This is a genomic window from Methylobacterium sp. 13MFTsu3.1M2 (assembly GCF_900112625.1).
GTDB lineage: Bacteria > Pseudomonadota > Alphaproteobacteria > Rhizobiales > Beijerinckiaceae > Methylobacterium.
In genome coordinates this window covers 1-10,055 of sequence record NZ_FOMM01000053.1, presented here as the reverse complement: position 1 = coordinate 10,055, position 10,055 = coordinate 1, and the positions used below count along the sequence as shown (strand labels likewise).

Sequence of the window (10,055 nt, the reverse complement as noted above, 5' to 3'; positions counted from 1 at the left end):
TGTCAAACGGCATTGGAACGGGACCCCGGATCGGCTTCCAATCGGGACCCCATCGTGAGCGTGGCGTGACGCCCCTGGTCAGCCCGGCGGAGCGGGTCGGGGTAGCGCAGCCGGGCTGAGCAGGGATCCTGGAGGCGCGGGGTACGAGCCGACCTCAGGCGCGGTTCTTGAAGCGCCAGCTCTCGTTGCCGGTCTCGACGATCTCGCAGTGATGTGTGAGCCGGTCGAGCAACGCCGTGGTCATCTTGGCGTCGCCGGCAAACACGCTCGGCCACTCACCGAAGGCGAGGTTGGTGGAGACCACGATCGAGGTGGTCTCGTAGAGACGGCTGATCAGGTGGAACAGCAGCTGCCCGCCCGACTGCGCGAACGGCAGATAGCCGAGCTCGTCCAGCACCACGAGGTCGAGCCTGGCGAGATGGTCCGCGATGCGGCCCTGCCGGCCGGCACGCGCCTCGGCTTCGAGCCGATTGACGAGGTCGACCACGTTGTAGAACCGGGCTCGTGCCCCGTCTCGGATGCAGGCCCGGGCGATCGCGATGGCGAGATGGGTCTTGCCCGTGCCGGTGCCGCCGACCAGCACGACGTTGCGCTGATGGGCCAGGAACTCGCCGCCAGCGAGGTCGCGCACCAGGATCTCGTTGATCGGAGTGCCATCGAAGGCGAACTCGGCGATGTCCTTGGCCAGGGGCAGCTTGGCGATCGTCATCTGGTAGCGGATCGAGCGCGCCTGCTTCTCGCTGATCTCGGCCTGAAGCAGGTCGCCGACGATCTGCTGCGGCTCGTGGGTTCGCTTCACCGCAACCTTGATGATCTCGTCGTAGGCAGCCTTCATCCCGAACAACTTCAACTCGCCCATGGTGGCGAGGATGTGCTGACGTTCCATCATGGGGCTCTCCTCAGGCTGTCGTAGCGGGCGCAGTCGGCGACGGGCTCATGGCGGAGCCGCAGACCCTCGGGCGTCAGGAGGGTCACCGGTGCGATGGGCTCGCGCTGGCGAGCCAGGATGTTGAGGATGACGTCGGCCGAGTGCACGCCCTCGCGCAGCGCCTCGGCGCAGGCGGCCTCCACCGCGGGCAGGCCATCGCCGAGCACGGCGGTCAGGATCTCGACCATCTGCCGGTCACCGTCGGCAGAGCCGGCGAGCTTGCGCCGGACCCGGTCGAGGGCGGCGGGCAGGACCCAGTCCTTGAACGGTGCGCCGTTGCGCAGCGCGCCGGGCTTGCGGGCCAGCACGGGGACGTAGTGCCAGGGATCGAACACCGTCTGGTTGCGGCCGAAGACGCGGGCGTGCTCGGCGACGATGCGGCCGTCCTGCCGGATCTCGACGCGCTCGGCATAGGCTCGCACCTCAGCCGGACGGCCGATGGCCGAGGCGGCCACCGAGTAGCGGTTGTTGTCGAAGCGCACGAGGCAGGTCGAGGACACCGAGGCGGTGACGGCGTGGAAGCCGTCGAAGCGACCGGCATAGGGTACCAGCGCCGCTCGCTCGGCCTCGAAGGCCTGCCACACGGTCATATCCGACTGCTCGGGATGCGGGTGGGCCTTGGCGTAGGCGATCACCCCATCGAGCAGCAGGGCGTTCAGCTCGTCGTAGCTCTTCACCCGGACGCGCGGGGTGAACAGCCGCTCGCGCACCAGCCCGACCTGGTTCTCGACCTGGCCCTTCTCCCAGCCCGAGGCCGGGGTGCAGGCCACCGGCTCGACGAGGTAGTGCGAGCACATCTGCAGGAAGCGGCGATTGTAGGCGCGCTCGCGCCCGACGAAGATCGTCTCCACCGCGGTCTTCATGTTGTCGTAGATGCCGCGCTGGCAGGTGCCGCGGAAGAAAGCGAACGCCCGGTCGTGGGCGTCGAACACCATCTCCTGGCTCTCGCGCGGGTAGGCCCGCACGAACAACATGCGCGAGTGGCAGAGCCGGACGTGGGCGACCTTGACCGTCGTGGTCGTGCCGCCGATCAGCACGATCTCGTGGCTCCAATCGAACTGGTAGGCCTCACCCGGGGCGAAGACGAGCGGCACGAAGGCGGGGGCCGTCACGGCGGTGCGCGTGCGCCTCCACCCCTTGGCGTAGCGGCGCACCGCGTCGTAGCCGCCCTCGTAGCCGAGCCCGCGCAGCGCCTCGAAGACACGGATCAGGGTCAGCCGCTCGCGGGGAGCCTTGCCGGCGTTGGCCAGAAGCATCCCGTCGAGTGCCTCCCGCCATGGCCCGAGTTTGGGCGCGGGCTGACTGGTGCGGGTGTAGCGGAAGGCGGTCGCCTCAGAGCGGATCACCTTCCGCACGACCTTACGGGAGACCTTCAGCTCCCGGCAAATCTGCTTGATCGGCTTCTGCTGCACGAAAAAGGCGCGGCGGATCTTGGCGATCGTCTCCACGACAAACATCCCCCGCGCTCCTCCCGTTCGAACACGAGAGGCAGTCTGGATGAGTTGTCCTGGGGTCCCGTTTGGACGCCGATCACCCCAAAAACGGGGTCCTTATTCCACGCTTAAACACAGAGATCGCCGACATCCTTGCGGAGCGGGGACCTCTGACACCGTCCGAGATCCTACCCGAATTGAGGGACGTGACGATCCGCGGCGCAGCCCTGCACAAGGAGCCCCTCACCCCCGCCACGCTGAAGAAGAAGATGGACGTCCGCGTCTTTTGGAACCGGTATTTCGAGGTCCAAAAGGAGGGCCGTTACGCACGCAAGGGCGACTGATGACCCCAACCCAGCGGAGTGAGGCAGCCTCACCGTACCCAGTAAAAGAAAAGGGCCGCCAAAACGCTGGCAGCCCTCCTTTACTCTAGGTTGCCACGATGCGGAACTTTGGTGTTGGAAATCGCAACACAGGTTCCGCTATCAGTAGTCCTCGAACCAAGCCGGCAGAAGCCGCATCACGGTCTCGGCGTCGGCCAAGATCGCCGAGCGGGCATAGTCGCGCTTGAGCGTCTTCACGAACGCCTCCGCGATGCCGTTGCTCTGCGGCGAACGCACCGGGGTGTGCAGCAGCCGTAGGCCGAGCGCGGCGGCCGTCTGAGCAGTCTCCTTGGCGATGTAGGCGGAGCCGTTGTCAGACAGCCATTCGACCGGGTGCGGGGTCTTCGTCGCGCCGAACCAGCGCTCGCAGCAGGCGATCATCAGGTTGCAGACCATCTCGGCCGAGACGCCCGTCGTGGTCGCCGACCAGGCGATGATTTCACGGTCGCACGCGTCGATGGCAAACAGCACGCGGACGACCGCTCCGTCCCGGCAGCGCAGTTCGAGGTGATCCGAGCGACCCGCTCCACGTTCGAGCGTAACGCCACCACGGTGCCGTCGTGGGTGCGGCCGGGCCGCCGGGCGGTGTGCGGCGCGAGGGTGAGCCCGTTCGCCCGCAGGATGCGCAGCACCCGCTTGGCATTGACGCTCGCTTCGCAGCGCGAGTGCAGTGCCCGGTTCACCAGTGCGGTGACGCGGCGATAGCCGTAGCTCGGGCGGGCATCGACGATCGCGCGGATCGTCGGCAGCAGCTGCGCATCCTCGGGCTTGCGGTAGGGACCGCGCGGCTGGGCGGGGCGGCTCAGGCGCTCGGCCAGGTGGGAGCGGGCCACGCCGAGCGTGTCGGCGACCGCCTTCACCGTTAACCGCCCGTCGAACCGCCCCAGGAGCTGAGCGGCGAGGTCGGTTTTTTTGTGCGGGCGAGGTCGAGCGCCTCCTTCAGGATCTCGACCTCCATGGTCTTGCGCCCGAGCAGACGTTCGAGGTCGCGCACGCGCCGCTCCAGCTCACGAACCCGGCTGGTGCCGACGACCTCCTCGTCGGCGTGCACGGCCTGATGGCTGCCCTCCAGCATGCGCCGCTTCCACGAGAACAGCAGGCTGGGCGAGATGCCGTAGCGGCGGGCGACGAACGACACGGACGAGCCGGGCTGCTGGCTCTCCTCGACGAGGCGGCTCTTCTCGGTGGTAGACCAGCGCCGTCGACGCTGAACGCCGGTCAGGATCTCGCCGTGCACCGGTGGGGCGGTCGGATCGGATGACATAGCCTTACCCATAGGCCAACGCCTATGCCTTCGTGAGCTATGCCACCTGTCCGGTCAAAACGGGGTGCGGTTCACTGGCTGCCGTTGGCGCCGGGCGCGATCTGATGTCAGTTGGAGCCCCAGACTTAAATCATGCTGTAACCGGCGGATGTGATCACCGGCCTGTCGCAAAGCCCGTCCCTAACCGGCTTGCGGCAGGCAGGTCGGGTTCTTGCGCCCATCGCCCTTCGGTGCGGACCCGACCCGCCATCTTCAAAGCTCTTGTGGCAATGGCCGCTTCAGCCGCGCCACTTGGCCGCGAACTCCCAGACCGGCGGCCCCCAGGTCTGCCCGGGCTTCGTCCGGTAGCCGGAGAAGCGACCTGACCCAGCCCTTACTTGTCGTCCCACTTCATGGCATCCAGCCTTATGGAAGCGACCTCCATTCCTGTCCCATCCACGTCGATCACGATTGCGATCTCGGCGCCGCGTTGGGCTATCTCTGCTTCTGCAAGCCGCTTGGCCGCGGCTCGATCTTCGAGTCCCTCAGCCTCACCGATGACGGCGCCGTCACTGCGGAATTCAACACGGTAGGTCATGGCCTCACATGCCATGGGCGGATGACGGGTTCAAAGCACTCGATCCGGTCGCGCCGGGAGGCGGGAGGCGGGAGGTTCATGAGGCGGGGCTAAGCGACAGGAACGATTGGTTCTAGCCGACATAGCTATGCGCCGCTCTGATCCGCCGGTATGCATCGTCGCCAACCGAACACCTGAAGGCGAAGGGCTATCTGAAATGAGAGGCACAGCTTTGGTTTCAGTACCAAATAGGTAGGTGCAACCAAGCGCGCTCTGACCGGCTAGCGCCTTAAGGTGACTGGCAACTCGGAGGAGGCGATGACTCGTCATTTCGCTGCCGCTTTCGCCATCGTTATCGCCGGAGCGCCGGTCTCGGCTCTGAGTCAGAACCTTAATCTTCCGGCCGTAGAAGCCGGCACTCGCATCACTGCTGCGTCTTCCCGAATTGGTGAGCACATCGATTGGGGAGTAGGGAGTTGCGGTGAGCCGGTGCACTTGCCTGGCACATGCGTCTGGAAACTGGACCGCGGGCTTTCTCTCACAGCTCATGCGTATGGTTCGCAAACAGCCGCCACGATCATCATCACCCGTTGGATGCCCGTAGATTTGAAGGATGCTTCGGCACGCATGAAGTTTGATCGGGCATGCCGCGGGCTAGTTGCAGCCCTAATGCCATCTTGGCCGGCCTCTCAAATCGGTGCATTCACTAGTGCGCTGATTGGTTCAGCCGAGAAAGACCGCCTAGCCAACGTCGAGGCAACAGGGTTCGCCCTCTATATCTATCCAGGGTCCATAACCTGTGAGGCGCAGCGGGCAAATGACTAGCCTTCAGCTCCCTCGCCTTACCGAAGGGCTGCCTCTTGGAAGAGACCCAGAAGGTTGGATGTTTGCAGGACACTGACGGCAAGGTGCGGTAGGCAGGCGCACGCATCAGGGAGGGTGGGCGCCATGAACACCGACCAAGTTGAAGACATGCATCGGGCCCGCGGATCGCTCGCGCGCCAGCGCGACCTGCTCGCCAAGCGCATCGGCGGGATCGAGCTAGCGCCAGTCTCTATGGCCGATGATCTGAGCAAGGTGCTTCTGGCAATCGAGGCCGTGGATCGCACCTTGGCCGACGCAGGTCACCCGTACTTCGACGCCGGAAAATGACTACCGCCGGCGTCATCTCAACGACGAGAATGGCGAGAGGCCGCGTCTTCGGCTCCGTAAAACCGAACCAGGCGAGCACCGGAGCCCTGCATGACGAAGCTGCCTCCCTATGCCCGTGGCCATCTATCGTCGTCAACGACCCGGGATGCAGCTCGCCAGAAGCAGGCAGAGCAGACCCGGTAGGAACTCGACGCTGACAAGATGACGTTGGAACAGCGTATGGCAGAGCTGCGTGCGCAGCGGTTGGCGCTGGCACACGATCTGCCTCGACGGTCGGATGACAAGCCCACTGAATGAGACCTACCTGAACCGTTTGCGGCTACTCGGCGAGCGGGATCGCTTCTACAAGCCGGGTGATTGGACCCTCACCAGCCTCGCTCGAAACGGCTTGGTGGTTCGCACGGGCAGTCAGGATCGCTTCGGTCGCGAGGAATGGTCCATCACCGTTGATGGCCGAAAAGCCATCGTGATGAACGCAGGTAGGCGCACCGGCATCAAGCCCCAGGAAGTGGCGCAGCGCCGTGCAGGATCACAAGGATCCTAGCCTTCAGCGCCATCCCAATCGTCGAGAAAGGCGCAGACCTGATCGCGCACCCTGATCGAGGTGTGTCGCGTAGGCCATGGCAAGATGCCAATGAGCCCAGGTTCCGGACCGCTACCACATCCAGCTCATCACCCATGTGATGGCGATCACGACGATTGCCATGGAGAACTGAGCGATCAGCAAGCCCAGGTAGCGGACCGACTTGAGACGAGGCGGAGCCGGTGGACCGCCGATGATGCCGGGCGTGCCGCTGTGGGGCTGGTCGTCGTTCATGAGGTAGCCCCAGCTCAACGCTCGGGCCCGGCACGGACGACTGCGGCTCGATATGAAGCAACGGCTCGAGAGATAGGCGGTTGCTCATGGGGACGACATCGCTGGGAGCTTGCTCGGACGCATCCAGCCGGAGGCGCTCAGCGTCAGCTTGGCCGGCCTGGAATTGCCTCGAGAAAGTGGAGAGCTCTTTTCCTGAAGGAGGAGGGTTCCGATGGCAGACCGGAAGCAAACCTTTACCCCTGAGTTGCGTGCTGAGGCGGTGCGATTAGCGCAGACGAGCGGGCGGTCCCGCCGGGAGGTCGCCGCCGATCTCGGCGTCGGGCTCTCGACGCTGCGCAACTGGATTGACGGTCGGCGTGAGCGGGAGATGGACAACCCGCCGGCCGACCGGCAGGAGGATATGGCCGCCGAGCTCAAGCGCCTGCGCCGCGAGAACGAGGTGCTGCGCCAGGAGCGGGAAATCCTGAAGCGGGCCACGGCTTTTTTCGTCAAGGAGGGAAGTCGATGAGGTTCCACCTCGTCGACGCGGCGAAGAAGGACTTCCCGGTCGCGCGCCTGTGCAAGGTCCTCGACGTCAGTCCGAGCGGCTATTTCGCCTGGAAGAACCGCCCGGCCTCGACGCGGCAGCGCGAGGATCTCGTGCTGCTTGCCCATGTCCGTTCAGCCTTCACGCTCTCGCACGAGACCTATGGCAGCCCGCGCATGACGCACGAGCTGCGCGAGCAGGGCCTGGCGGCAGGCCGGCGGCGCGTGGCCCGGCTGATGCGGGAGAACGGGCTCAAGGCCCGCCAGCCGCGGCGCTTCCGGCGCACCACGGACAGCGGCCACGCCTTCCCGATGGCGCCCAACCACCTCGACCAGGACTTCACGGCGGCCGGACCCGATCGGAAGTGGGGAAGCGACATCTCCTACATCTGGACGCGTGAGGGTTGGCTGTACCTGGCGGTGGTCCTCGACCTGTACTCCCGACGGGTCGTAGGCTGGGCGGCGGGCGACCGGCTTCACAAGGAACTCGCGCTGACCGCGCTGCGACGCGCCCTCGTCGTCCGGCAGCCGGGGTCAGGTTTACTGCATCATTCCGACCGCGGCAGTCAGTATTGCTCGAACGAGTATCAGGCAGAACTACGAGGACATGGCATCGTGATCTCGATGTCCGGTAAGGGAACTTGCTATGACAACGCGATGGTCGAGACGTTCTTCAAGACGCTGAAGAGCGAGCTGGTCTGGCGCACCGCGTTCCAGACGCGAGCCGAGGCCATCGGCGCGCTGGCCCGTTACATCGATGGCTTCTACAATCCCCGCCGCCGTCACTCGGCGCTGGGCTACACCAGCCCTATCCAGTTCGAGAGTGGCATCGCCCACCAAACCGCTCTCCACTAAACCGAAGCAAGTCCAGTCGCTGCCAGGAGCGAGCTGCTGGATGGTCACGGCGACCTGACAGCGGACGTGGGCATATCGACGCTCGGCGCCATGGAAGACCTGGGCGACTGGTCCTACGGGAGGGCGGCTGGCGATACAAATCAGAAATATTCTACGAAAGAGCTTGCTATCCGCCGCATTCTTCGAGGAAATTACAAATATCTCTTGACTAACGCTCAAATCGGTATCGTTCGTTGCGACTGCACATTGAGGAGATACAAATGGACGATAGCAACCAAGTTTCGGTAGCTGACCACACCGGTGTGATCGATCTGACTGCCAACATCGTCGCAGCCTACGTCTCGAATAATTCCGTGCGGCCGGCTGACCTCCCGGCTCTGCTGAGCGAAGTCCACGCTGCGATCACCGGGCTCAATGGGACCTCTGCTTCCGCCGAGCCTACGGTGGAGAAGGTGACGCCATCGCAGATCCGGAAATCTATCACGCCGGACGCGCTGATCAGCTTCATCGACGGCAAGCCGTACAAGACGCTCAAGCGGCACCTCACCGGCAACGGTCTGACGTTCGAGGAGTACCGCGAGCGCTTCGGCCTGCCGCGGGACTACCCAACCACGGCGGCCAACTACTCAGCCCAGCGCTCCGCGCTCGCAAAGAGCGCGGGCCTGGGCCAGCAGCGCCGGAACGCAGCCCCGAAGGCTGCTGCCGCCGACGAGACGGTTGCAGAGGCGCCGAAGCCCCGTGGGCGGAAGAAGGTGGCAAAGCCTGCGGCTGCGCCGGCCGAGAAACCTGTCCGCGCTCGCAAGACCAAGCAGGCAGCTGCCGCAGCGGAGTGAGGCTGCCAAGCGCGGGAGCGGTGGGGAACCGCGCCGCCTCCCGCGGGTCTACCGAGCATCACGAAGAGACCACTTCGAACCGCCCGGCTCCGGCCGCGGCGGTTTTTTCGCGCCCGGTACCCATCAAATGAATGATGACGGTCAAGCTTTGGCCGTTACCGTCTCCTCTCGAGACTCATCACCTTCAGCCCCGCTGGCACCGCCGCGCGGGGCTTTTTCGTGCTGGCCCGGATGTTGCGGCGTCGTTATCAGCTTCGGATCCCGCGTTGACACCTTGATCCGAAGCGGAGAGCCCGCCCGATCTGTAATCGTGGCGGGCTTTTCTGTGCTCGCGTCGCTGATATAGTCGCAACTGCGGCTCCCCCTTCAGCTTGACGGAGACGCACAACCTTCAGCCCGCCCGGCCTAACGCCGCGGCGGGCTTTTTCGTGCAATGCTGTGCTCAGTGCTGCGTCGTCGGCTTCCGACCCGCAAACATCGTCATTCCATCCGCTTCGACCGCCGTGATGAAGGCATCGTAGGCCTCCTGGTCCGTCGCGAAGGTTTCCTGCCAAGCGGTGCAGCCGCCAGACGACAGGTCGATCACGACCAGCTGCCAAGGATCCCGTGTGTCGGCGTAGCGGTAGATCTCGACGTCGACGATCTCGCCATCGCGGCTGAAGGAGCCAGACAGCTCGGAATGCTCGAAGTCGCGGTCCTCGTCGTCCATCCGGTCCGCCTCATGTCGCCGACAGGAGTGCATTCTACCGCATAAGTTTCGGCGCGGTATGGCTACTGGTGCGCACTCAGCGCGGCCCTTCGACCGGCGGCGTCCATCCTAAAACTGGAACCGGTTTGCGTATCGGCTCACTGAACCGTCATCGCTGCCTGGTGTTTGCGGCACAGGGGCCCTGATTCCGGAGGCGTGAATGTCACGCTACTTCATCAGCACGGCGAACGGTCATGAGGTTCAGGACGAGGAGGGTGTCGAGCTGTCCGGTCGCGAAGCACTACGCACCATCCTTCAGAAGACGCTGACGGCGATCCTCCACGACGAAGACGCGGTCGACGGTAAGCGTCGTTCTCAGGCCACGGCCCTGAGGGGCTGCGGGGCGTAGGCCCAAGGCAGCAGGTCGTCGATATTGCTCTGCGGATGTCCGGCGACGATGCGGGTGATGACGTCGGTCAGGTAGGCCTGCGGCTCGACCCCATTCAGCTTGCAGGTCTCGACCAGCGAGGCGACGACAGCCCAATGCCCGGCCCCACCGTCCGAGCCGGCAAACAGCGCGTTCTTCCGCGTCAGGGCCAACGGCCGGATCGCCCGCTCGAC

The 10,055-nt window shown here is 64.9% G+C and carries 13 protein-coding genes and 1 pseudogene; 7 read left to right on the top strand and 7 right to left on the bottom strand.

Annotation, left to right across the window (positions count from 1 at the left end; all coding sequences use genetic code 11):
• Positions 1 to 154: 154 nt before the first annotated feature.
• Together istB and istA are read right to left on the bottom strand one after the other, a co-directional pair.
• Entirely contained in the window at positions 155 to 889 is a 735-nt protein-coding gene (gene istB, locus BM314_RS29495) for an IS21-like element helper ATPase IstB (protein WP_280142576.1), read from the bottom strand.
• Positions 886 to 2,385, bottom strand: a complete 1,500-nt coding sequence (istA, locus tag BM314_RS29490; protein ID WP_091981776.1) for an IS21 family transposase — start codon at positions 2,383 to 2,385, stop codon at positions 886 to 888. The genes istB and istA overlap by 4 nt, the downstream gene beginning before the upstream one ends.
• 62 nt (positions 2,386 to 2,447) lie before the next feature.
• Between istA and BM314_RS29485 the strand changes: the two genes are divergently transcribed.
• Positions 2,448 to 2,705 carry a hypothetical protein gene (locus tag BM314_RS29485; RefSeq protein ID WP_244540093.1) on the top strand — a complete coding sequence of 86 codons (258 nt, stop codon included), beginning with the start codon at positions 2,448 to 2,450 and terminating at the stop codon, positions 2,703 to 2,705.
• A gap of 144 nt (positions 2,706 to 2,849) precedes the next feature.
• Here BM314_RS29485 and BM314_RS29480 read toward each other — a convergent pair.
• Positions 2,850 to 4,020, bottom strand: a pseudogene (locus BM314_RS29480) (IS3 family transposase); the annotation flags it as partial.
• Between the two features lie 361 nt (positions 4,021 to 4,381).
• Positions 4,382 to 4,585 carry a hypothetical protein gene (locus BM314_RS29475; RefSeq protein WP_139237920.1) on the bottom strand — a complete coding sequence of 68 codons (204 nt, stop codon included), beginning with the start codon at positions 4,583 to 4,585 and terminating at the stop codon, positions 4,382 to 4,384.
• 297 nt (positions 4,586 to 4,882) lie between these two features.
• Between BM314_RS29475 and BM314_RS30400 the strand changes: the two genes are divergently transcribed.
• The 3 genes from BM314_RS30400 to BM314_RS30395 all read left to right on the top strand — a co-directional run bounded on the left by BM314_RS30400 (position 4,883) and on the right by BM314_RS30395 (position 6,260).
• Positions 4,883 to 5,389, top strand: a complete 507-nt coding sequence (locus BM314_RS30400) for a hypothetical protein (protein WP_139237919.1) — start codon at positions 4,883 to 4,885, stop codon at positions 5,387 to 5,389.
• A gap of 123 nt (positions 5,390 to 5,512) precedes the next feature.
• Positions 5,513 to 5,716, top strand: a complete 204-nt coding sequence (locus BM314_RS29470; RefSeq protein WP_091982081.1) for a hypothetical protein — start codon at positions 5,513 to 5,515, stop codon at positions 5,714 to 5,716.
• A 277-nt stretch (positions 5,717 to 5,993) separates the two neighbouring features.
• Positions 5,994 to 6,260: a hypothetical protein gene (locus BM314_RS30395; RefSeq protein WP_139237918.1), complete on the top strand. Its 267-nt coding sequence runs from the start codon at positions 5,994 to 5,996 to the stop codon at positions 6,258 to 6,260.
• 111 nt (positions 6,261 to 6,371) lie between these two features.
• On the opposite strand, the gene BM314_RS30800 is transcribed toward BM314_RS30395, so the two are convergent.
• Positions 6,372 to 6,533 (bottom strand): hypothetical protein, encoded by a 162-nt coding sequence (locus BM314_RS30800; RefSeq protein WP_170868214.1) that lies wholly within the window; start codon positions 6,531 to 6,533, stop codon positions 6,372 to 6,374.
• A 211-nt stretch (positions 6,534 to 6,744) separates the two neighbouring features.
• Between BM314_RS30800 and BM314_RS29460 the strand changes: the two genes are divergently transcribed.
• Both BM314_RS29460 and BM314_RS29455 read left to right on the top strand, forming a co-directional pair.
• Positions 6,745 to 7,913 (top strand): IS3 family transposase gene (locus BM314_RS29460; RefSeq protein ID WP_091982077.1). Its coding sequence is split into 2 segments (ribosomal slippage): positions 6,745 to 7,012 and positions 7,012 to 7,913, totalling 1,170 coding nucleotides; the frame shifts between segments, so codons are not numbered across the junction.
• 260 nt (positions 7,914 to 8,173) lie between these two features.
• Positions 8,174 to 8,746 carry a Ros/MucR family transcriptional regulator gene (locus BM314_RS29455; RefSeq protein ID WP_091982074.1) on the top strand — a complete coding sequence of 191 codons (573 nt, stop codon included), beginning with the start codon at positions 8,174 to 8,176 and terminating at the stop codon, positions 8,744 to 8,746.
• A gap of 442 nt (positions 8,747 to 9,188) precedes the next feature.
• Here BM314_RS29455 and BM314_RS29450 read toward each other — a convergent pair whose 3' ends face one another.
• The gene (locus BM314_RS29450; RefSeq protein ID WP_091982072.1) at positions 9,189 to 9,455 is read right to left on the bottom strand and encodes a hypothetical protein; all 267 of its coding nucleotides are present in this window, start codon (positions 9,453 to 9,455) and stop codon (positions 9,189 to 9,191) included.
• Between the two features lie 199 nt (positions 9,456 to 9,654).
• Here BM314_RS29450 and BM314_RS29445 point away from each other — a divergent pair, with 199 nt between their 5' ends.
• Positions 9,655 to 9,843 (top strand): DUF6894 family protein, encoded by a 189-nt coding sequence (locus tag BM314_RS29445; protein WP_091982069.1) that lies wholly within the window; start codon positions 9,655 to 9,657, stop codon positions 9,841 to 9,843.
• Here BM314_RS29445 and BM314_RS29440 read toward each other — a convergent pair.
• Positions 9,810 to 10,055, bottom strand: a 246-nt coding sequence (locus tag BM314_RS29440) for a transposase domain-containing protein (protein ID WP_139237917.1), incomplete at its 5' end; no start/stop codon positions are given. The genes BM314_RS29445 and BM314_RS29440 overlap by 34 nt on opposite strands.

What these genes read in the sequence shown, in the direction of transcription:
- istB (WP_280142576.1), bottom strand. Translation starts at nt 889, where the DNA reads ATGATGGAACGTCAGCACATCCTCGCCACCATGGGCGAGTTGAAGTTG.
- istA (WP_091981776.1), bottom strand. Translation starts at nt 2,385, where the DNA reads ATGTTTGTCGTGGAGACGATCGCCAAGATCCGCCGCGCCTTTTTCGTG.
- BM314_RS29475 (WP_139237920.1), bottom strand. Translation starts at nt 4,585, where the DNA reads ATGACCTACCGTGTTGAATTCCGCAGTGACGGCGCCGTCATCGGTGAG.
- BM314_RS30400 (WP_139237919.1), top strand. Translation starts at nt 4,883, where the DNA reads ATGACTCGTCATTTCGCTGCCGCTTTCGCCATCGTTATCGCCGGAGCG.
- BM314_RS29470 (WP_091982081.1), top strand. Translation starts at nt 5,513, where the DNA reads ATGAACACCGACCAAGTTGAAGACATGCATCGGGCCCGCGGATCGCTC.
- BM314_RS30395 (WP_139237918.1), top strand. Translation starts at nt 5,994, where the DNA reads ATGACAAGCCCACTGAATGAGACCTACCTGAACCGTTTGCGGCTACTC.
- BM314_RS30800 (WP_170868214.1), bottom strand. Translation starts at nt 6,533, where the DNA reads ATGAACGACGACCAGCCCCACAGCGGCACGCCCGGCATCATCGGCGGT.
- BM314_RS29455 (WP_091982074.1), top strand. Translation starts at nt 8,174, where the DNA reads ATGGACGATAGCAACCAAGTTTCGGTAGCTGACCACACCGGTGTGATC.
- BM314_RS29450 (WP_091982072.1), bottom strand. Translation starts at nt 9,455, where the DNA reads ATGGACGACGAGGACCGCGACTTCGAGCATTCCGAGCTGTCTGGCTCC.
- BM314_RS29445 (WP_091982069.1), top strand. Translation starts at nt 9,655, where the DNA reads ATGTCACGCTACTTCATCAGCACGGCGAACGGTCATGAGGTTCAGGAC.